Genomic DNA, 20,745 nt, shown 5'->3' on the forward strand with positions numbered 1-20,745 from the left:
GTGAATCGTCAGGCAAACGGAATCAGCGAGTGAGATGGCCCGCGGCGACAATGTAGCTCCGTAGCGAACGCAAGGAGCGAAAAATGAGCGCAGTATCGGTCAGAGACCATGGCGCGGTTGGCGATGGAGTCACCAACGATGCACCCGCAATCAACGCCGCGCTGGCTGCGGTCGCCGCCGCCGGGGGCGGGACCCTGCTGATCGACGCAGGTACTTACATCGTCGATTCGAGCATTTTCATGCAGCCGGGGGTGCGTCTATTGGGCGACGGCCGGGCCAGAATCACTCAGCGGGCCGGCGGCAATGTCGGCGTCATGTTCGAATTCGGGGCCTCAGCGCACGATGCGGCCATTGAGCATTGCATCATCGACGGAAATCGGAGCGGCAATGCCGACAGCGTCGATAAAACGCTGATTCATGTGCGCCATTCTCATCGCGTAACCATTGCGCAGAACAAGATTCTGAACTCCAACGGTTATGGGGTTGCATCGAACGCGACCCATACGACCATCAGCGACAACACAATTTCCAATTGCTTCATGCAGGGGGTCGGAATTTACAGCGGAAACGGGGCGCCGTCGGTCGATGCGTTCATCCGGATCGAGCGAAATCGGATGGACACGTTCGGCCCGAGCGCGATCATCTTCGGCAATTCGAATTACGGAATCATCCACGGCAATTCCATCCAGGCCAACGTCATTGGCGGGCGGGGCAACCGGCTTATAGTCAACATCGCCGGCAATGTAGTGACGCGAGTCAGCGGCCCGAGCTTTGCTTCCATCAAGCCGGGCATGTGCGTAGTGGTCAACGGAGGCATGGAGTTCCGCGTCGAATCGATCGCCGGCGATTCGAGCCTGGTGGTGGCGGGAACGCCCCCGGCGCTCAGCAATGTCCGCGCCGCGATCGGTACGGGCGATGTGATCGGCTTGGTGGCCAGCTCGTTCTGCGTGGTGTCGGACAACATCATCCTCGGTGGAGTGACCTTCGGAATCGCGCTGTCGCTTGGCGGTAACGCAGGACAACTGGGCAACAATCTGATCAGCGGCAACAGTCTGTCTTACAGCGGAAAGAATGCGATCAACGTGTCGTGGGATTCCGGCAGCGGCTACTTGAACAACAATTCCATCGTCGGCAACAAGATCATGAATCCGGGCAACTCCGGCGGCATCGGGCCCGACGACATGATCGGAATCTTCGTCGCCAGCCAGCGACCCGGCAAATGCGAGTACACCTTCATCGATGGCAATTCGGTGATCTGCGACAGCGGTGAAGGCCGGTCGGAGTACTGGCTCGGCACGGACGGGAACGGCTCTCCGGGCAGCGTGATGGTAGGGCGCAATATCGCCACGAACATGGTGAATGGCGGGATCAAACGCGACGTGTTGAACGTGGTTCTCGATGGCTGGGGTTCTTCGGCGACTTCGTTCGTGGAAAGCAATGGGCATACGCTGCGCCTGCGAATCGTCGCGGGCGGGGCGGGGCAAACCGCTGCCCCCAGCGTTAAAATCAACAAGATCTGTACTTCTCCGGAGGCGCCCCTGATGTTGCGTGGAGAAATGTCCACGGCCGGAGCGGGCGCGGCGTTGCGCTTCATCTGGGGTACCCAATTGGGTTCTCCAGGCGAGTGGATTTGCTATTACGACGGCACGCCGGTGGCCGGTGGGAGTTACACGATCTGCCTGCAGGCTTGAGGCTCGGGTCCAGCGGCTGCGCGCGAATGCGCCCAGCCGCTGGGACTCGGTCGGGTGCTACGCAGTAGGCATCGTGTTCTATGCCGAATGAGCGTAATCGATAGCGATCGCTAAGTGACGGCCGTCGCGTAACCATCGCGTCACAGGCCGCGCCCATCCTTGCGCGCAATTCGCTCAGGGGGAGTGCGCGCCATGCTGCGTGCCGTTTTTTCGTCGTTCTTGTTGTTCTTTGTCGCGCTGTCGTGCGCATTCGTTCCCGTCGCCCACAGCCAAGAAGCCGAGCGGATCAGCATTCGCGGCTCCAATACCTTGGCCCATGCGCTGGTGCCGGAAATCGCGCAATCGTGGTTGCGCGATATCGGCTACACCGGCATTCGCGTGGCCAAGCCGCGCGCGGCGCTGACCGAGATCCACGCCAGCCGCGATGGGCAGCCGGTGGTGGTGGAAATCGCCGCCAGCGATTCGGCCCAGGGCTTCGCCGATCTGATCGATGGCCGTGCGCAGATCGCGATGATGGCGCGGCGGCCGAACGCGGCCGAGCTCGATGCCGGTTGGCAACTCGGCGATCTGGGCAATCTGGATCAGGAGTTCGCGGTCGCGCTCGACGGCGTGGCGGTAGTGGTCAATCGCGCCAACCCGGTCGCGCGCTTGAGCCTGGAGCAATTGCGCTCGGTGTTCTCCGGCCAGTCGCGCGATTGGCGCGAACTCGGCGGCGCCGCCGGGCAGGTGCATCTGCATCTGGATCCCGGCGCGGGCGCGGTGCGCGATCTGATGAACGACAAGGTGATGCGCGGCGCGTCGTTCGCCGAGGCCGAACTGCATGGCGGCGCGCGCGAGTTGGTCGCCGCGGTCGCGGCCGATCCGCTGGCGATCGGTCTGATCCCGATCGGCGAACACTACGGCGCAGGCAGCAAGCCGCTGGCCATCGCCGACGGCGGCCGCGCGATCGCGCCCACCCACACCGACGTGTCGAGCGAGGACTATCCGCTCAGCCGCCGTTTGTATCTCTACGGCGGCCAGATGATGGGTGCCTTGAGCCGCAGCTTCGCTTTGTACGCGATGACCCGCAACGGCCAGCGCGCGGTCGCGCGCAGCGGCCATCTGGCGATGACCTTGATCCCCGGCCGCGCGCGCGCGACCACCTTGGGCCCGCCGGATTATCGTCAGCTGATCGAGACCGCGGTGCGGCTGCCGCTGAGCCTGCGTTTCAATTTCAACGGCGCCGCCGAGAGCGGAGTGGTGGCGGCGAGCGTGTACGACAGCCGGTCGCTGCGCGATCTGGATCGCTTGCGCGCGTTCATGCAGTTGCCGCCCAATCGAGGGCGGCGCTTGTTGGTGATCGGTTTCGCCGACGCCAGCGCCGGTTCGAGCATGGCGGCGATGATGATGAGCAACGATCGCGCCGATCTGGTCGCGCAGGAACTGATCTCGCGCGGCTTGAAAGTGCAGCAGGCGCTCGGGATGGGCACGGCGCTGGCGGTGGCCGGGCCGAAGGACCCGCTCGCGCGTTATCGCAATGAGCGGGTCGAGGTGTGGTTGCTTTGATGAGAGGGCGAGGAGTAAGCGCAGAGGAGTGAGCGCAGAGGAGTGAGGAGTGAGTAAAAGCAACGTTGACCGCGGCTCTTGTCTTTACTCACTCCTCACTCCTCTGCGCTCACTCCTCGCTCCAACTCACTTACCCAGCTTCGCCACCAACGCCTTCAACGCCGCCTGGGTATCTTGCGAATACCAGGCATCGACGAAACGATCGAGCTCGATGTGCTCCGGACGCAGCGCCTCGACCAGATCCGCGCGCGCCAACGCGCGGGTCTGCAGCATCGCACCGCGCGGCAGGCTCAGCAGTTGCTGCAGCCACGCGCGCGAGCGTTCGGCGACGGCGTCGATCTCGACCAGTTCGTCGACCAGGCCGATGCTCAACGCGGTTTGCGCATCGACCATCGCCCCGGCGACCAACAGGCGCTCGGCGCGGTAAGTGCCGACCACGCGCCGCAGCAGACGCTGGATGCCTTCCGGCGCGACCAGGCCGACCTGGGTTTCGTTGAGGCCGATGCTGAAATTGCCCGCGGCCATGACCCGGTAATCGCAGCACAAGGCCAGCACGCAGCCGCCGGCGGGTGCGTGGCCGGCGAGCGCGGCGACCACCGGCACCGGCGCGGCGGCGATCGCCCGCGCCAGGCCGAAGAACGCCTGCCAGGCCAGCAGCAGATGATCGCGCTGCTCGCCGAGCGAAAGCAGGTAGGGCACGTCCAGACCCGCGGAGAACACCTTCGGCCCGCCGCTGAGCACGATGCCGTGGGCGCCGTGCAACACCGCTTGCTCGATCGCCTCGCGCGCGGCGTTGCACAACGCCGGATTGAGCGCGTTGACCGGCGCGCGCGCCAGTTTGATTTCGACGATGTCGCCGTGGGTAAGGGTTTCTACGCAAGTCATGGTTTCACGTCCTGAGGCCAGCGATAACGCACGGTATAGGTCAGCTTGGTTTCGCCTTCGGCCGGCACCGGGACTTCGAATTCGGCGTGGCGCGCGTCCTTTTTCTTCGACGGCAGGCTGGAGGACACGATCTCCCAATCGGACCAGCGCGGCAAGGGCTCGGTGACGCGAATCGTGGCCGCCGACTTCTTTGCGTTCTTCAGGGTGATCGCGAACGATTCGGTGATGGTCCGTCCGGTACGGTCGAGCTGGAACGAGGTCGCTTCGCGCTTGCCGCTCAGGTCGAAGACTTTGCCGAGTTCGAGCTTGATCTCGGCGCCGGCCGGGGTGTGTTGCAGTTGCGATTCGCCGAGGAAATCGCCGCCGTCGAACGCGCGCACGCGGCCGGCCGGCAGCGGCAGGCCCAGGCCGGAGGCCTTGTCGTTCTTGAACTCGACCTTCGACAGCACCGGGATGTCGCCGGTCTGGCCGGCATAACTGCGGTCGACCAGCGGCGTCGGCGGTTGCCAGCCGATGTCGCTGGCGTCGAAGGCGTAGATGCGTTCGCAGGCGACCGCGTCGTTGCGCGGGAACAGGGCGATGCGTTCGGTGCCGCCGTTGTTCAGGCTGGCGGGTTGGGCCAGGTCGTAGGCGTGGTATTCGCCGGCGGCGCGCTGCACCACCGCGCCCGGTTCCATCGGCGCGGGCGCGGGCAAGGGCGGCAGCGCGGCGTCCATGGCTTGTGCGGAGGCATACATCTCCGGAGCCCTGTTTCGCGAGCGATTCGGTTCGCCCGCGACCAGACTCAAACGCACGCCGTCGAACGCGCGTCCGGAGCGATTGGCCACCAGCGCCGCGCCGTCCAATGCGAGCTTGCAGCCTTCGCCGGAGGCGAGCGAGGCGCGGTACTCCGCGCGCCAGGCCATGCCGCCCATCGGATAGCTCAAGGTGAAATCGGCGTCGCCGGCCTGCGCGGCGTTGACCGTCCATTGCAGCGCCGATTGGCGCGGCAACACGTTCTCGTTGTCGATCAGGCTGAAGCTGTCGTAGCTGCGGATGACCTTGATCCGGCCGTCGTCGAGGGCGAGGGTCAGGCCGTCGCCGGCGGCGAGCAACACGCCGCTGTCGGTCTGCTTGGCGCCGCCGGCGGTGTGTTCGACGCTGACCTTGCGGCCGATCGCCACCCCGATCACGTTCTGCGCGCCCGACACCGGCGCGATATAGCGCTGGCCGGTCACGCTGACATCGGCGCCGCGCGGCTGCAGCACCGCCGCTTCGATGTCCATCGACGGCGGCAGCGGCTGGTCGGAGACTGAATTGGCGCCGCGCTTGAGCGCGAAGCGCAGCGGGCGTTCGACCAGCGCATAACCCGGCATGCCGGCGCTGGCGCTGCTGACGTTGGCCAGCGACTCGTAGTCGCCGCTGTAGACGGTCAGGCGGGTGGCGCCGGCTTTGTCGGCGGCGTCTTTGCCGGGGGCGGGCGCGGCAGCGGATTTGCCGCCGCCGTCTTCGGCGGGGGGCGCGGAACAGGCGGTCAGGGCGATGGCCAGGGCGATCAGGCTCAAGCGTTGCATCGTCAACTCCTTTGATGATCGGGGGTTATCATAGGCCGATGAACGTATCTGGCATCCGAACGGGGTTGGCGCTCGCGGCCGTATTGGCCGCGGGGTGGGTATTCAGCGTCGAGGCGAAGCAGCCTGCGCAGGCCGCCGCGGCGGCGAAGCCGTGTCTGGCGCAGGTGCGCGAAGGCTGGGTGCGGATGCCGCCGATGCAGATGCCGATGATGGCCGGCTTCGGCCGGATCGAGAACCGCTGCGCGGGGCCGGTGGTGATCGTCGGCGCTAAGAGCGCGGCGTTCGCCGATGTGTCGTTGCACGAGACGCGTATCGTCGATGGCGTCAGCAAGATGCGCGCGCTGCCGGAGTTGCGGATCGCGCCCGATGGCGCGGCGGTGCTCAAGCCCGGTGGCATGCATCTGATGCTGATGCAGCCGCATGCGCCGTTGAAGGAAGGCAGCCGGGTGGCGATCGAGTTCGAATTGAAGGGCGGCGGCTCGCTGTTGGGCGAGTTTGAGGTGCGTAAGGCTGCGCCTTGAGTTGGTGTTGAGGGTGGGGGAAGTCAAAAGCAAATCCCCCCTGGCCCCCCTTTTTCAAAGGGGGGAAGCGTCGGGTCGTTCAAAGGACGATGCGGCGGGACGTGCGTCGGCTTGGGTGCCGTAAGCCGAAGCGCGTTAATCGTCGCCCCCTTTGCAAAAGGGGGCGAGCGCAGGACGTCGGTACGAAGCCGAAACGATCTACAGCGCGGGGGATTTGCTCTTGCGCGCTATCACTTGGCCGCAGAACAAGCCGAACGCACCGGCCCCGGCAACGCCGCCGGCCGACCGAGTCGTAAGCCGAAGCGCGCTAATCGTCGCCCCCTTTGCAAAAGGGGGCGAGCGCAGGACGTCGGTACGAAGTCGAGCCGACCTAAAGCGCGGGGGATTTGCTCTTGCGCGCTATCACTTAGCCGCAGAACAAGCCGAACGCACCGGCTCCGGCAACGCCGCCGGCTGGCCGGTATCGCGGTGAATCCACACCAGCACGACGTTGCCGTCGCAATACACCGCCGAGGCGTCGTCGGCGCCGACGATGCGATGGCCGATGCTGAGGCTGGTGGTGCCGAGCCGCTCGACGAACAACTCCACGTCGATTTCGTTCGGCCATTCGATCGGACGCCGGTAGTTCAGATGCGCGGCGGCGACCACCGGCGCGACGTGTTCGTCCATGCCATGGCCGGGCAGGGTAACCATCCAACGCAGACGCGCTTCCTCCAGATAGCTGAGGAACTTCGAATTGTTGACGTGATTGAACGCGTCCAGGTCGCGCCAACGCACCGATAGCGGAACCCGGATCAGCGCGGCTGGCGATGCCGGAACGGCAACGGCCGACGGCTGCGCGGCCGCCGTATTCGAAGACGCGTCGGTGGGCGATGCCGCGGCGGGCGCCTGTTCGGCGCTCACCGCGATCGGGTTGCTATTGCGCGAACGCGGCGCGCGTTTGCGCGCCGCCGCCGGCTTCTTGCCGGCCTCTTGCTTCTTGCCGGCGTCGCCAACGGCGGCCGGTGTTTTCTTCTTCTTGTCGGTCATGCAGCGGATTTCTTCTTGGCGCGCGCGGCCGGCGCATCGACGGCTTTAGCGGTGGGTTTCTTCTTCGCCGGTTCGGCCGCCTTGGCTTTCTTCGGCGATTCGAGCAGCGGCGCGAGGAACCGGCCGGTGTGCGAGTTCTTCAACGCGGCGATGTCCTCCGGCGTGCCGGTGGCGAGGATCGTGCCGCCGCGGTGGCCGCCTTCCGGACCCAGGTCGATGACCCAGTCGGCGGTCTTGATCACGTCGAGGTTGTGCTCGATCACCACCACCGTGTTGCCGTCGTCGCGCAGGCGGTGCAGGACCGCGAGCAGGTGTTCGATGTCGTGGAAGTGCAGGCCGGTGGTGGGCTCATCGAGGATGTACAGCGTGCGCCCGGTGTCGCGGCGCGAGAGTTCCTTCGACAGCTTCACCCGCTGCGCTTCGCCGCCCGACAGCGTGGTCGCGCTCTGGCCGAGCTTGATGTAGCTCAGGCCCACGTCCATCAGCGTTTCCAGCTTGCGCGCGATGGTCGGCACCGCTTCGAACAGGTTCAACGCGGCTTCGACCGTCATTTCCAGCACGTCGTTGATGTTGTAGCCCTTGTACAACACCTCCAGCGTCTCGCGGTTGTAGCGCTTGCCGTGGCAGACGTCGCAGGGCACGTACACGTCCGGCAGGAAGTGCATCTCGACCTTGATCAGGCCGTCGCCCTGGCAGGCCTCGCAGCGGCCGCCGCGCACGTTGAAGCTGAAACGGCCCGGCGAATAGCCGCGCGCGCGCGCTTCGGGCACCTGCGCGAACAACTCGCGCAGCGGCGTGAACAGGCCGGTGTAGGTGGCCGGGTTGGAACGCGGAGTGCGGCCGATCGGCGACTGGTCGATGTCGACGACCTTGTCGAACAGCTCGATGTTCTCCACCGACTTGTACGGCGCCGGCGTCTGCGAGGCGCCGTTCAATTCGTTGGCCGCGATCACGTACAAGGTGTCGTTGATCAGGGTCGACTTGCCCGAGCCCGACACGCCGGTGACGCAGGTCAGCAGGCCGGAAGGAATCGCCAGATCGACGTCCTTGAGGTTGTTGCCGCTGGCGCCGCGCAGGTGCAGGGTGGTCTTCGGGTTCGGCTTGTGCCGGGTCTTGGGGATTTCGATCTTGCGCTTGCCGCTGAGGTACTGGCCGGTCAGCGAGCGCGGCGCTTTCAGGATGTCGGGGAACACGCCCTGGGCGACGATTTCGCCGCCGTGCACGCCCGCGCCGGGGCCGATGTCGACGATGTAGTCGGCCAGACGGATCGCGTCTTCGTCGTGTTCGACCACGATCACCGTATTGCCCAGATCGCGCAGCCGGGTCAGGGTGCCGAGCAGGCGCTCGTTGTCGCGCTGGTGCAGGCCGATCGACGGCTCATCGAGCACGTACATCACCCCGACCAGTCCGGCGCCGATCTGGCTGGCCAGACGGATGCGCTGGGCTTCGCCGCCCGACAGCGAGTCGGCCTTGCGTTCCAGGGTCAGGTAATCCAGGCCGACATCGACCAGGAAGCGCAGACGGTCGACGATCTCCTTGACGATCTTGACCGCGATCTCGCCGCGCCAGCCCGGCAGTTCCAGCGCCTTGAAGAAGTTCAGCGCTTCATCGACCGGCAGCACCACCAGTTCCGGCAGCGGACGCTCGGCCACGAACACGTTGCGCGCAGCGCGGTTCAGGCGCGCGCCGCCGCAATCGGGGCAGGGACGCTGGCTGATGAACTTGGCCAGTTCCTCGCGCACCGCGGCCGATTCGGTTTCGCGGTAACGCCGCTCCAGGTTCGGCACGATGCCTTCGAAGCGATGCTTGCGCTGGCTGCGGCCGCCGTTCTCGGTGATGTAGTTGAAGCTGATCAGCTCATCGCCGCTGCCGTACAGCACGGCTTTCTGCTGCGCCGCGGTCAGCGACTGCCACGGCGTGTCGACGTTGAACTTGTAGTGCTTGGCCAGCGATTGGATCAGCTGGAAATAATAGGCGTTGCGCCGATCCCAGCCGCGCACCGCGCCGGCCGACAGCGACAGCTCCGGGTGTACGACCACCCGCGCCGGATCGAAGAATTCGGCCACGCCCAGGCCGTCGCAGGTCGGGCAGGCGCCGACCGGCGAGTTGAACGAGAACAAGCGCGGTTCCAGTTCGGGCAGCGAGTAATCGCAGACCGGGCAGCTGTATTTGGACGAAAACAGCAGCGGCGCGGCTTCGGCGTTGTCCAGCGACATCACCTGGGCCATGCCGTCGCCGAGCTTGAGCGCGGTTTCGAACGATTCGGCCAGGCGTTGCTTGATGTCTTCGCGCGGCTTGAAGCGGTCGATCACCGCCTCGATGGTGTGCTTGACCCGCAGCGCCAGCGGCGGCACCGCGTCGATCTCGTACAGCGCGCCGTCCACGCGCACGCGCACGAAGCCTTGCGCGCGCAGTTGCTCGAACACCTGGGCGTGCTCGCCCTTGCGTTCGCGGATCACCGGCGCGAGCAGCATGTAGCGCTGCTCGGGGTCGAGCGCGATCGCCTGATCGACCATCTGGCTGACGGTCTGCGCTTCCAGCGGATAGTGGTGATCCGGGCAGCGCGGGCTGCCGACGCGTGCGTACAGCAGGCGCAGGTAGTCGTAGACCTCGGTGATGGTGCCGACGGTCGAACGCGGGTTGTGCGAGGTGGATTTCTGCTCGATCGAAATCGCCGGCGACAAGCCTTCGATGTGGTCGACATCGGGCTTTTCCATCACCGACAGGAATTGCCGTGCGTAAGCCGACAACGATTCGACGTAACGGCGCTGGCCTTCGGCGTAAATGGTGTCGAAGGCCAGCGAGGATTTGCCCGAACCGGACAAACCGGTGATCACGATCAGCTTGTCGCGCGGCAGATCGAGATCGATGTTCTTGAGGTTGTGCGTCCGCGCGCCGCGGATGCGGATGTAGTCCAGCGCCATCGGGTGCCTGCAAGGGGGAGGGTCGCCGCCGCAAAGCGCGACGGCGAACAGGGGAGCGTATCGAGTGGGGAAGGTGGGGGCAAATCCGCGAAACGGAAGCGCCGCAGGGGATTGCCGGCGCCGCGGCGCGGAGCCCGCGGGGCTTGGGATTCAGGCGGATACGGCGGTTGAGCGCGTGCTCGGCAAGGCGCCGACGGCCCGATCCGGCACACCGGAGTGCGCGAACGCGCCGTTCGATTGAGGGCAGAAGCTGACCGGAAAGAAGACCTTCGCGGCCGCTACGGGCTGTCGCGCGACCGGACGCGACGGCAGCCGCGGCTGCCGTCGCCTCGTTCAGCCGGAGGGGCGGGCGCCCCGGCCGGCGGTTACTTGACCGGGTTGAAACGCAGCGGGGTCGCCGCCGTGCCGGGTTCGCCGCGGGTGTCGAGCGCGCCGGCGTTGGCGCCGGCGACGATCAGCTGGACCTTGACCGCTTCGGCCCGCTGCCGCGACAGGGTTTCGTTGTCGGCGGCCTGGCCGGCGCCGCCGCCCGGGCCGACGATTTCGTAGCGGGCGTCCTTGGGCCCGGCCTGGATCGCCTTGGCGGCGCGGCTGAGGATGTCCAGGCTGGCCGGGGCGATCCGCGCGCCGCCTTCGTCGAAGCGCAACTGGATCAGGTTCAGCGCCTTGGCGATGTCGGCGGCGCTGGCCTTGCCCGGTGGCAGCGCAGCCAGGGCCTGGGCGGCGGCATCGCTGGACGCGGCGGCGCCGCCGACGCCTTCGAACAGGCCGCCGTACTGGTAGCCCGGGAACAGGGTCTTGGCCTTTTCCAGCAACAGCGCGCGGTCGGCGTCGCTGGCCTGGCCGCTGAGTTCGATGGTGTTGCCTTCCAGGCCGACCGCCACGCCCGGCATGGTCAGCGCGGCGGCGAACTGCGGCAGCTTCTCCTGCCACGGCGCCGGCTTGGCCGCCTTGTCGACGGCGAGGTTGCCGGCGATCTGGCCGGCATAGGCCTGGGTCAGGGCGATGCCGATCGCCTTGCGGGTGGCGTCGCTGTCGACGGTGCCGTCGTAGCGGATCGCGCCGTTGTTGTTGACCAGGCTGATCTTGGCGTCGAACCGCACCACCGGCTTGGCCGCGACCGGCGCGGCGCTGTCGGCGGGCGCGGCCTCGGTACCGGGCGCGTTGCGATTGCAGGCGCTCAGGCCGGCTAGCGCGGCGAGCAGCACGGTGCCTGCCAGGACGGTGGAGCGGTGGGTGGGGACAGTGGAGCGGCGGGAGCTGGAAGCGGGGAAAACGGGGCGCATGGAGTCTCCGCGGTATGTGGCTCGGGGGATCGAGGTGGTGCGGGTGGTGCGCTGCGATGGACTGAATGATGGAGTGCGGCAGACGCGGCAAGTTCCTGCGGATCGGGTTTTGTAAGCGCGGCTCAATACTTCAGCGCCATCTCTCCAGTCCGTCATTCCCGCGAAGGCGGGAATCCAGAGTCTTCAGCGCCATCTCTCCAGTCCGTCATTCCCGCGAAGGCGGGAATCCAGAGCCTTCAGCGTCATCTCTCCAGTCCGTCATTCCCGCGAAAGCGGGAATCCAGCGACTTCAAGCGTTCTCGCACGAAAGGCACTGGATTCCCGCCTTCGCGGGAATGACGAGCAAAAGCAAAAAGCGAAGCGGAAAGCAAAGGGCCGAAACTAAAGAGCCAACAACAAAAAGCCAACAACAAAGAGCCGACAACGAAAGAATCGGCAACAAAGAGCAGCGAACGCATCGGCAACCGCCGAAAAAACAAAGGGCCCGGCACTCCGGGCCCTTCGTCGTCACTCAAGTCTCAATCAACGGCTGGAGCTGTAGGTGATCGAAACCGGATCAGCACATTCCTGAGTACCGTTGTTGCACACCTTGTAGCTCATGGTGCCGCTGCCGATGATGCGGAAGGTATCGGTGTTGGCGCCGGTGTTGCGCACGGTCTTGAGGATCGCGCCGTTGCGCCAGACGTCGATGTTCTTCTTGCCCTTCTCCCACGACAGGTTGACCGAAGTGCGGTGGTTCGGCAACGCGCTGGCCTTGGCGTCGAGGCGACGCGGATAGTTCGCGTCGACGAAGCTGGGGTACAGCGACATGCCGGCCGAAGCGCGGTAGCCCTTGACGTTGACGTACCACACGCCGCCCTGCGGAGCCGGGAAGAAGCAGGTCTCGTTGTTGCTCGAGGTGAACGGACGGCAGTCGTAGGAGGTGTTGGTCGGTTCGGAACCGTACTTGACGTAGATGTCCGAATCGCCGGTGCCGCCGTACAGGGCGAACAACAGGTTCGACGCGCCGTTCGGCACCAGCAGCTGATACTTGACCGTGCCGTTGGCCGCGACTTCGATGTTGGTCACGGTGACGCCGTTTTCCAGCTCGATCGGCGGCTGCGGCAGCGGCGGCTGCGGATCCGGCGGCAGCGGTTCGGTGCCCTTGGCCACGGCGACGGCGTAACGCGCGTCGACGATGCCCGAACCGCACCAGTTGTCGAAGCTGCAACCGCCCGGCTGGCCGCCGACGTGCGCGGTATTGACCAGGATCTTCTCGATCTGCGCGGGCGTCAGCGGCGTGGTCACCGCGGACTGCATCAACGCGACCGTGCCGGCCACGTGCGGCGCCGCCATCGAAGTGCCGGCCATCCAGGCGTAGCCCGGACCTTCCTGGCCCTGCAGGCCCAGGTTCAGGGTCGACAGGATGTTGTCGGCCGCCGGCACCACGCCGGAACCGCCCGGCGCCGCGACGTCGACCTTCGGGCCGAAGTTGGAGTAACCCGCCTTGGCGCCGGTCGGACCGACCGCGGACACCGCGATCACGTTGTCGCAGTTGGCCGGCGAGAAGTTGGCGACGTCGCCGCCGGAATTGCCCGCGGCGATCACCACCGTGGTGCCGCGCGCGCGCGCATCGGCGAAGGCGACTTGTTCGGCCGCGGTGCAGGCGCCGCTGCCGCCGAGGCTGAGGTTGATCACTTCGGCCGGCGTGGCGTTGGCCGGCACGCCGGCGACGGTGCCGCCGGAAGCCCAGGTCACCGCGTCGATGATGTCGGAGGTGTAACCGCCGCACTTGCCGAGCACGCGCACCGGCTGGACCTTGGCGCCGTGGGCGACGCCGGCCACGCCGGTCGCGTTGTTGGTGACCGCGGCGATGGTGCCGGCGACATGGGTGCCGTGCCAGCTGCTGTCGGAAGGCTGGCCGAACAGATCGCATTCGCCGTCGTGCCAGTCGCCCGGATCGTTCGGGTCGGCGTCGCGGCCGTCGCCGTCCACGCTCACTTCAGGATCGACGATGAAGTCGTAGCCGGCGACGATGTTGGCGTCGAGATCCGGATGCGGAGTGATGCCGGTGTCGAGCACCGCGACGACGATGCCGTCGCCGTTGGCGATGTCCCAGGCCGGTTCCAGATTCAGGCCGCCGGGGCCGTTCTTGTAATGCCACTGCTGGGCATAACCGGGATCGTTGGGAACCAGCGCCTTGAACTTGAGCTGATCGGGAACGACTTCGATGATGCTCGGATCCTGCTTCATCAACTCGATCGCCAGTTCCTTGGTCGCGGCGGCGTCGAGCGCGGTGTCGGTCTTGATCAGGGTCGAGCCGGTGGCCAAGGTGCGCATCGGCGCGATGCCGAGGCCGAGCTTGGTCGCGGTCTTGGCGTAGAGCTGATCGCTGGCGACGGCGGCCTTGCTGTTGGCGGCGCGGGTGATGATGAAGCGCTTGTGGGTTTGGGTGGCGGCCTGCTTGGCGGCCGCCTTCGGCGAAACCGCCTTGGCCACGTGCGCCTTGTTGACTGCCTGGAGCTTGCCGCCTGAGTAGGCCACCGGCGCGATTACCGCCGCGGTCGCCAGCGCCAATGCGGTCCATTTCAATGAACGTGCTTTGCGAGTCATGACAAACATCCTTGATCCTTCGTTGCGCATGAACCCCTTCGCATCCCCTGTTTAGCGTCGGGCCTTGGTCCGCGGCCGGCGTACCGAACTGCCGCCGCGGGACTTGCTTGGGCAATGCGCGCGACGCGAATCGGCGTCGACGCATTGCGGGATTGGATCGCAGGCGCGCTCCCGCGCTCCGCGCGCGCAAAGCGGCACGGAAAATTCCAATTCGCGCGTCCGGTCGCGCAGGGCTGAGCCGCTGCGGCGAAAACCGGTTTGACTGACGACTGCAAACCACATGCAGGAAGTCCCCGAAAACGCGACGCCTCATCCTGGCGCGCATGCGTCGCATACGCTGCGCATCGATGCGGCTGATCCTTGTCGCGCGACCCCCTGCAAGTCGCTCGCGTTCGAAGCTAATTGAGCGCGCCCACTGCATGCAAGTGTCATTGAAGCTGTGATATCCGCATGAATGCGACTGCGCTCACATACACATTCGATGCATACGAATGCAGCGATTTTGCTGGCTGGCGCGCGAGCCTTGAAATCCAGGCTTTTTTGTCCGCGACGACGCGCGCGCGGTGCGGCGCGAAGATTTTCGCGTCCGCTCAATTATCTTTCGGAACTGTGAACTAAGTCGGGCTATTTTTCGCAGCGCAGCCCGCGGGTTCATGCGGCGCTTCACGATTCTTGCGCGCGTTTGCGACGCGTCGCGCGATGTTTGTTCGTCGGAATAATTCTCCGCCGGAGGTGAGGTGTTTCAGTGTCGAAACATCGGCGGCAATCGGTGAGCGTGGGTTCGGATGCACTGTGTGCGCGGCGAACACTTGGTTCGAACCGGCCTCGCCGGTTGCATCCGCAGCGGCCGGCGACGCTTGGGCGTGAGGGGCCGGGGAGGGCGACGTATCGAAGGGGCGGGCGGCGCTTGCCTGCCGCACCGGACGCAGGCTTGCTAGGCAGGCCAGGGCGATGGGGCTGAGCGGGCCGTCAGGGCGGGGGCGGGGCTGTTGTCGCTGCGGATTGGCTGTGATTTTAAGTAACTTATTGATTTTTAATGGTGGCGTCGACGAAGTGCCGGCCCGCGATGCCCGCCGGATCGCCTGTCGACGGCCGCTTCCCCGTCCCGGGACAACCGCATAGTTGCCGTAACTCGCTGAAGTGCCTACAATTCCGCTTCTGTCCGCCCACATCGGGCGCGGCAGGACCAAAATAACTACAGAGGAATCTGGTCATGTACGCAGTACTGGTCACCGGCGGTAAGCAATACCGCGTGATGCAAGGCGAGACGCTCCGCGTCGAGCTGCTCGATGTCGAAGCCGGCAGCGAAATCAAGTTCGACAGCGTCCTGATGCTGGGCGACGGCGAAGGCGTGAAGCTCGGCGACGCGCTCAAGGGCGCCAGCGTCACCGCGAAGGTCGTCGGCCACGGCCGCGCCGACAAGGTGCGCATCGTCAAGTTCCGCCGTCGTAAGCACCATCGCAAGCAGATGGGCCACCGTCAGCACTACACCGAAATCGAAATCACCGGCATCGCCGGTGGTGACAACAAGTAAGGAGCAGCAGCCATGGCACATAAAAAGGGCGTAGGTTCTACCCGCAACGGCCGCGACTCCAACCCGAAGTACCTGGGCGTGAAGATCTACGGCGGTCAGGCTATCGAAGCGGGCAACATCATCGTGCGTCAGCGCGGCACCCAGTTCCACCCGGGTTCGGGCGTCGGCCTCGGCCGCGACCACACCTTGTTCGCGCTGGTCGACGGCAAGGTCGAGTTCTCGACCAAGGGCCTGAAGAAGCGCCGCACCGTCAGCGTCGTCGCCGCGGAGTAATCCAGTCGCGACGCGCCGCGAGGAGCCCCGCTTCGGCGGGGTTTTTCGTTTCTGGCCGGGATCGGGAATTTGGGATCGCGGGTTCGCAAATGCGAAGGCCCGTTTCTCCACTCTCGCTACAATCCGGCTGGTCCCAGTTTTTTCGTTTCCAATCCCGAATCTCCATTTCCGAATCCCGGCTCCCATGAAACTCGTAGACGAAGCAGAAATCCAAGTCATCGCCGGCAACGGCGGCAACGGCTGCGTCGGCTTCCGTCGCGAGAAGTTCATTCCGCTCGGCGGGCCGGACGGCGGCGATGGCGGCAACGGCGGCAGCGTGTATCTGCTCGCCGACGAAAACCTCAACACCCTGGTCGATTTCCGCCATCAGAAGCAGTTCCGCGCCAAGCGCGGCGAGAACGGCATGGGGCGGCAGGCGTACGGCAAGGGCGGCGACGATCTGGTCATCACCGTGCCGGTCGGTACCGTGGTCACCAATGTCGAGACCGACGAAGTCATCGGCGATTTGACCGCGCACGGCGACCGCCTGCTGGTCGCGCGCGGCGGCAAGGGCGGTCTGGGCAACATGCATTTCAAGAGCTCGGTCAACCGCACGCCGCGCAAGGCGCTGCCGGGTTTGCCGGGCGAGGAGCGCGAGCTCAAGCTGGAGCTGAAACTGCTGGCCGACGTCGGCCTGCTCGGTTTCCCCAATGCCGGCAAGAGCACCTTGATCCGCGCGGTGTCGGCGGCGACGCCGAAGGTCGCGGATTATCCGTTCACCACCTTGTATCCGAACCTGGGCGTGGTCAGCGTCGAGGCGCATCGCAGCTTCGTGATCGCCGACATCCCCGGCCTGATCGAAGGCGCGGCCGACGGCGCGGGCTTGGGTGCGCAGTTCCTGCGCCATCTGCAGCGCACGCGTTTGCTGCTGCACCTGGTCGACATCGCGCCGATGGAGGGCGGGGTCGAGGGCGTGAGTCCGGCCGAGCAAGTGCGCGCGCTTGAGCGCGAACTGCACAAGCACGATCCGGAATTGATGGCCAAGCCGCGCTGGCTGGTGCTCAACAAGGCCGATCTGCTGCTGGAAGAAGAGCGGCAGGCCGCGGCGCAGGCGATCGTCGACGAACTGGGCTGGAAGGATCGCTGGTATCTGGTCTCGGCGATCGGCCGCGAGGGTACGTTCTCGATCATGCAGGACGTGATGGCGTTCTTCGACCGCCAGCGCGCAGAGGCCCTGGAAGCTGCGCACGCCGCCGGCGACCATGTGCCCTGAGCCGCGGGCTCGAGGCTATTCCATCGCCAACTTGCCGCGGCGCCGCACGCGCCGCAGCGCGCTCGCGCGCGACTTCAAGCTGACTTCACTCGCCGCGCCGATGATGGCGCCGATGGCAGGCTCGCGCTTTCGCTGCGAATTCGATATCGATCCGGCGCACGCGTCCGCGCGCGCGCCGCGCGCTGGCGACGCGGTCGCCGGCAAAAACCTTCAGGCAAACAAAAACCCGGCCGAAGCCGGGTTTTTGCGCGCCATGGCCCTTGCGGGCCGGGCATCAGGCCGCGGACAGCGCCTTGATGCGGGCCGACAGGCGGCTCTTGTGGCGGGCGGCCTTGTTCTTGTGGATCAGGCCACGGGAGCTGAAACGGTCGAGGATCGGCTGAGCGACGTCGAACGCGGACTTGGCACTCGCGGCGTCGTTCTCGCCGAGGGCCTTGAGCACCTTCTTGACGGCGGTGCGCAGCATCGAACGCTGGCTGGCGTTACGGGCGTTGCGCACGACAGTCTGCTTGGCGCGCTTCTTGGCGGACTTGATGTTTGCCACGAGTGGATTCCTGAAAAATTTAGGCTGTTAAGCGTTGAAGAAACTAGGCGAGGAACTACGGTTGAAAAAGCGATTCAATTCGCAGTTGCGGAAAATCAGACCCAAAAGTATGGCCGATTCAGTGGGTTGGGTCAACTGGCGGGAGGCGCGGGATGAGTAAGGGCGGCGGTTTGTTGCGCTCCTCGGTCATTTTCAGCGCCATGACCCTGATCTCGCGGGTCTCCGGGCTGGTCCGGGACCAGGTCTACGCCTGGCAATTCGGCGCCAGTCCGGCCATGGACGCGTTCTTCATCGCGTTCAGGATTCCGAACTTCATGCGCCGGATCTCGGCCGAGGGCTCGTTCTCGATGGCCTTCGTGCCGGTCCTGGCCGAGTACAAGGAGCAGCGCGACCACGCCGCGGTCAAGGAACTGGTCGACCGGGTCACCGGCACCCTGGCCGCCGCGCTGCTGGCGATGACGGCCGCCGTGGTGCTGGCCGCGCCCTGGGTGATGAAGCTGTTCGCGCCGGGCTGGGATCCGCTCAGCGAACAGTACCGGCTGGCCACCGAAATGCTCCAGATCACCTTCCCGTACGCCTTGTTCATCTCGCTGGCGTCGCTGGCCGGCGGCATTCTCAACAGTTACGAGAAATTCGCCATTCCGGCGCTGTCGCCGGTGCTGCTGAACCTGTCGATGATCGCCGCCGCGGCGTTCGCGGTGCCGCTGATGCAGCCGTTCGGGGCCAACCCGGTGCTGGCGCTGGCCTGGGGCGTGTTCTTCGCCGGCATCCTGCAACTGGGGTTCCAGCTGCCGGCGCTGGCCAAGCTCGGCTTGCTGCCGCGGCCGCGCTGGGGCGGGGCGCATCAGGGCGTGCGCAAGATCCTGCGGCTGATGGTGCCGACCCTGTTCGGCTCCTCGGTCGCCCAGGTCAATCTGCTGCTCAATACCGCGCTGGCCTCGTTCCTGATCGTCGGCAGCGTCAGCTGGCTGTATCTGACCGACCGCCTGCTGGAGTTCCCGCTGGGGATGTTCGGCGTGGCGATCGGCACGGTGATCCTGCCGCATTTGTCCAAGCGCCATGCCGCGACCGATAGCGAGGGCTATTCCAAGGGCTTGGACTGGGGCTTCCGCCTGTGCCTGCTGATCGGCATTCCGGCCTGCCTGGGGCTGGTGCTGTGCGCCGAGGCGCTGATCGCCGCGCTGTTCCAGTACGGCCGTCTGCATGCGCACGACACCGAGATGATCCGCCTGAGCCTGATGGCGCAGTCGACCGCGGTGCCGGCGTTCTTGTTGGTCAAGGTGCTGGCACCGGCGTTCTATTCGCGCCAGGACACCAAGACCCCGGTCAAGTCGGCGGTGGTCTCGGTGGCGGTGAATCTGCTTTCGACCGCGTTGCTGTTGTTGGCCGTGCTGTACCTCACCGATGCCGGCCAGGCCGCGCTGGCCAAGACCGGCAACCTGTTCCAGGCGCTCGGCGAGATCCCCGGCGCGCACGCCTGCCTGGCCCTGGCGATCGCTATCGCCGGCTGGACCAACGCCGTGCAACTGGCCTGGTATCTGCGCCGGGCCAAGGTCTACCGGCGCCAGCCGGGCTGGGGCCGGTTCCTGCGCCAGATCGGCGTCGCCAGCGTGGCGATGACGGTGGTGGTGCTGAGCCTGCTGTGGCTGTGGCAGGGCTGGACCGTGTGGCCGTGGTGGGAGCGTCTGCTCAAGCTGGCGGTGGTGGTCGGCGCCGGCGGCGGCGCCTATGGCGCGGCGTTGTGGCTGCAAGGCATCCGCCTGCGCGATCTGCGCGGGCATTGAGGCCGGAATCCGGCGATGGCGGCGATGTGCCGCCATCGTCCGCGAAACGACGCCCTGAATGCCGTTGAGACTTGCGGCCGGCGGCTATACTTCATGGTTGAGCAGTGAGTGTAGAGGAGTGAGGAGTGAGCGCAGCAAGGGTTTCCGCTCTCTCCTCGCTCCTGGCTCCTCTACACTCGATTCCTTCCTTCGAGCATGTCCCGGCCAGTCCGGGGCCCCACGCCAGAACCTTAATGAGCAGGCTGTTTCGTGACGTCGATAGCGGGCCGCGATGCCCGCACGGCAGTGTGGTCTGCATCGGCGCCTTCGATGGCCTGCACCTTGGGCATCGCGCGCTGGTGCGCCACACGGTTTCGCGCGCGCGCGCGCTGGACGTGCCGGCGGTGGCGCTGAGTTTCGAACCGCTGCCGCGCGAGTTTTTCGCCCCCAAGGCGCCGCCGCCGCGGTTGCTGCTGCCCCGGGCCAAGGCCGAGGGGCTGCTGGCGCTGGATGCCGATCAGGTCGGCCTGCTGCGCTTCGGCAAGCAGCTCAGCGGCTGGAGCGCCGAGGAGTTCGTCGAGCGCGTGCTGGTGCGGCGTCTGGCCGCGCGCGAGGTCTGGGTCGGTCCGGAGTTCCGTTTCGGCAAGGCGCGCGGCGGCGACATCGCGCTGCTGCGGCGGATGGGCGAGACGGCCGGTTTCAGCGCGCACGAGATCGAGCCGGTGCACCTGGACGGCGAACGCGTGTCCAGCACCCGCATCCGCGAAACCATCCTGGCCGGCGATTTCGCCGCCGCGGCCGCCTTGCTCGGCCGTCCTTACGCGATCGGCGGGCATGTGGTGCGCGGCCAGCAACTGGGCCGCACGCTCGGATTCCCCACCGCCAACCTGCGCTTCGGCGGCAAGACCCCGGCCTTGTCGGGCATCTACGCGACCTGGGTGCACGGCATCGGCGAGCATCCGCGTGCGTCGGTGTCCAGCCTGGGCACGCGGCCGACCGTGGCCGGCGTCGAGCCGTTGCTGGAAGCGCATCTGTTCGATTTCGACGGCGACCTGTACGGTCGCAGGATCGAGGTCGAGTTCGTAGCGCACCTGCGCGCCGAGCTCAAGTTCCCCGATCTGGCTTCGCTGACCGAGCAGATGCACCGCGACGCCGCGCAAGCGCGCGAGCTGTTGCGGCTGGATGCGCAGCGTCGCCCGCAGTACGCGTCCGCCGTTGCTACCGAAACACCCACCGACACTCGACGTGCTGCCACGTCGCCGACTCAGGCCGCCAGCGCGGCCGAGAAAACTGCCTGAGACCCGCTGTGACCAACGATCCGAGCCAACCCGCACCCGGCAATCAATACAAGGC

General features: G+C 66.2%; 14 protein-coding genes and 2 pseudogenes. 8 read left to right on the forward strand and 8 right to left on the reverse strand.

Annotated features, from left to right (window positions below; all coding sequences use genetic code 11):
* The first annotated feature begins 83 nt into the window (after positions 1 to 83).
* Both V7787_RS23925 and V7787_RS23930 read left to right on the forward strand, forming a co-directional pair.
* Positions 84 to 1,691, forward strand: coding sequence for a glycosyl hydrolase family 28-related protein (locus V7787_RS23925; protein ID WP_336089764.1), 1,608 nt, complete (start codon positions 84 to 86; stop codon positions 1,689 to 1,691).
* A 192-nt stretch (positions 1,692 to 1,883) separates the two neighbouring features.
* The gene (locus V7787_RS23930) at positions 1,884 to 3,236 is read left to right on the forward strand and encodes a substrate-binding domain-containing protein (protein ID WP_336089765.1); all 1,353 of its coding nucleotides are present in this window, start codon (positions 1,884 to 1,886) and stop codon (positions 3,234 to 3,236) included.
* 126 nt (positions 3,237 to 3,362) lie between these two features.
* On the opposite strand, the gene V7787_RS23935 is transcribed toward V7787_RS23930, so the two are convergent.
* Together V7787_RS23935 and V7787_RS23940 are read right to left on the reverse strand one after the other, a co-directional pair.
* A complete protein-coding gene (locus tag V7787_RS23935) occupies positions 3,363 to 4,121 on the reverse strand; it encodes an enoyl-CoA hydratase/isomerase family protein (RefSeq protein WP_336089766.1) in 759 nt (252 codons plus the stop codon).
* Positions 4,118 to 5,674, reverse strand: a complete 1,557-nt coding sequence (locus V7787_RS23940) for a DUF4139 domain-containing protein (RefSeq protein WP_336089767.1) — start codon at positions 5,672 to 5,674, stop codon at positions 4,118 to 4,120. Before V7787_RS23940 ends, V7787_RS23935 begins: the two co-directional genes overlap by 4 nt.
* A gap of 65 nt (positions 5,675 to 5,739) precedes the next feature.
* Here V7787_RS23940 and V7787_RS23945 point away from each other — a divergent pair, with 65 nt between their 5' ends.
* Entirely contained in the window at positions 5,740 to 6,195 is a 456-nt protein-coding gene (locus V7787_RS23945; RefSeq protein ID WP_336089769.1) for a copper chaperone PCu(A)C, read from the forward strand.
* A gap of 402 nt (positions 6,196 to 6,597) precedes the next feature.
* On the opposite strand, the gene V7787_RS23950 is transcribed toward V7787_RS23945, so the two are convergent.
* The 5 genes and pseudogenes from V7787_RS23950 to V7787_RS23970 all read right to left on the reverse strand — a co-directional run bounded on the left by V7787_RS23950 (position 6,598) and on the right by V7787_RS23970 (position 14,026).
* The gene (locus V7787_RS23950; RefSeq protein WP_336089770.1) at positions 6,598 to 7,224 is read right to left on the reverse strand and encodes an acyl-CoA thioesterase; all 627 of its coding nucleotides are present in this window, start codon (positions 7,222 to 7,224) and stop codon (positions 6,598 to 6,600) included.
* A 98-nt stretch (positions 7,225 to 7,322) separates the two neighbouring features.
* Positions 7,323 to 10,142, reverse strand: a pseudogene (gene uvrA / locus V7787_RS23955) (excinuclease ABC subunit UvrA); the annotation flags it as partial.
* 371 nt (positions 10,143 to 10,513) lie between these two features.
* Positions 10,514 to 11,434 carry an OmpA family protein gene (locus tag V7787_RS23960; RefSeq protein WP_336089772.1) on the reverse strand — a complete coding sequence of 307 codons (921 nt, stop codon included), beginning with the start codon at positions 11,432 to 11,434 and terminating at the stop codon, positions 10,514 to 10,516.
* 242 nt (positions 11,435 to 11,676) lie between these two features.
* Positions 11,677 to 11,892: a hypothetical protein gene (locus V7787_RS23965; protein WP_336089773.1), complete on the reverse strand. Its 216-nt coding sequence runs from the start codon at positions 11,890 to 11,892 to the stop codon at positions 11,677 to 11,679.
* Between the two features lie 64 nt (positions 11,893 to 11,956).
* Positions 11,957 to 14,026: a S8 family peptidase gene (locus V7787_RS23970; protein WP_336089774.1), complete on the reverse strand. Its 2,070-nt coding sequence runs from the start codon at positions 14,024 to 14,026 to the stop codon at positions 11,957 to 11,959.
* A 1,213-nt stretch (positions 14,027 to 15,239) separates the two neighbouring features.
* On the opposite strand from V7787_RS23970, the gene rplU reads away from it, so the two are divergent.
* From rplU to cgtA, 3 genes and pseudogenes are all read left to right on the forward strand, one after another.
* On the forward strand, positions 15,240 to 15,560 hold the full coding sequence (rplU, locus tag V7787_RS23975) for a 50S ribosomal protein L21 (RefSeq protein ID WP_336089775.1): 321 nt from the start codon (positions 15,240 to 15,242) through the stop codon (positions 15,558 to 15,560).
* Positions 15,561 to 15,572: 12 nt separating this feature from the next.
* Entirely contained in the window at positions 15,573 to 15,833 is a 261-nt protein-coding gene (rpmA, locus tag V7787_RS23980) for a 50S ribosomal protein L27 (RefSeq protein ID WP_336089776.1), read from the forward strand.
* 184 nt (positions 15,834 to 16,017) lie between these two features.
* A pseudogene (gene cgtA, locus V7787_RS23985) lies at positions 16,018 to 17,073 on the forward strand (Obg family GTPase CgtA); the annotation flags it as partial.
* A 286-nt stretch (positions 17,074 to 17,359) separates the two neighbouring features.
* Here the strand turns inward: cgtA and rpsT are convergent.
* Positions 17,360 to 17,629, reverse strand: coding sequence for a 30S ribosomal protein S20 (gene rpsT, locus V7787_RS23990; protein ID WP_336089777.1), 270 nt, complete (start codon positions 17,627 to 17,629; stop codon positions 17,360 to 17,362).
* A 152-nt stretch (positions 17,630 to 17,781) separates the two neighbouring features.
* On the opposite strand from rpsT, the gene murJ reads away from it, so the two are divergent.
* The gene (gene murJ, locus V7787_RS23995; protein WP_336089778.1) at positions 17,782 to 19,413 is read left to right on the forward strand and encodes a murein biosynthesis integral membrane protein MurJ; all 1,632 of its coding nucleotides are present in this window, start codon (positions 17,782 to 17,784) and stop codon (positions 19,411 to 19,413) included.
* 233 nt (positions 19,414 to 19,646) lie between these two features.
* On the forward strand, positions 19,647 to 20,690 hold the full coding sequence (locus V7787_RS24000; RefSeq protein WP_336089779.1) for a bifunctional riboflavin kinase/FAD synthetase: 1,044 nt from the start codon (positions 19,647 to 19,649) through the stop codon (positions 20,688 to 20,690).
* Positions 20,691 to 20,745 lie beyond the last annotated feature (55 nt).

The organism is Pseudomonas sp. CGJS7 (assembly GCF_036961695.1).

Coding starts and splice junctions, on each gene's coding strand:
- V7787_RS23925 (WP_336089764.1), top strand. CDS start 84: ATGAGCGCAGTATCGGTCAGAGACCATGGCGCGGTTGGCGATGGAGTC.
- V7787_RS23930 (WP_336089765.1), top strand. CDS start 1,884: ATGCTGCGTGCCGTTTTTTCGTCGTTCTTGTTGTTCTTTGTCGCGCTG.
- V7787_RS23935 (WP_336089766.1), bottom strand. CDS start 4,121: ATGACTTGCGTAGAAACCCTTACCCACGGCGACATCGTCGAAATCAAA.
- V7787_RS23940 (WP_336089767.1), bottom strand. CDS start 5,674: ATGCAACGCTTGAGCCTGATCGCCCTGGCCATCGCCCTGACCGCCTGT.
- V7787_RS23950 (WP_336089770.1), bottom strand. CDS start 7,224: ATGACCGACAAGAAGAAGAAAACACCGGCCGCCGTTGGCGACGCCGGC.
- V7787_RS23960 (WP_336089772.1), bottom strand. CDS start 11,434: ATGCGCCCCGTTTTCCCCGCTTCCAGCTCCCGCCGCTCCACTGTCCCC.
- V7787_RS23965 (WP_336089773.1), bottom strand. CDS start 11,892: ATGCGTTCGCTGCTCTTTGTTGCCGATTCTTTCGTTGTCGGCTCTTTG.
- V7787_RS23970 (WP_336089774.1), bottom strand. CDS start 14,026: ATGACTCGCAAAGCACGTTCATTGAAATGGACCGCATTGGCGCTGGCG.
- rplU (WP_336089775.1), top strand. CDS start 15,240: ATGTACGCAGTACTGGTCACCGGCGGTAAGCAATACCGCGTGATGCAA.
- rpmA (WP_336089776.1), top strand. CDS start 15,573: ATGGCACATAAAAAGGGCGTAGGTTCTACCCGCAACGGCCGCGACTCC.
- murJ (WP_336089778.1), top strand. CDS start 17,782: ATGAGTAAGGGCGGCGGTTTGTTGCGCTCCTCGGTCATTTTCAGCGCC.
- V7787_RS24000 (WP_336089779.1), top strand. CDS start 19,647: ATGAGCAGGCTGTTTCGTGACGTCGATAGCGGGCCGCGATGCCCGCAC.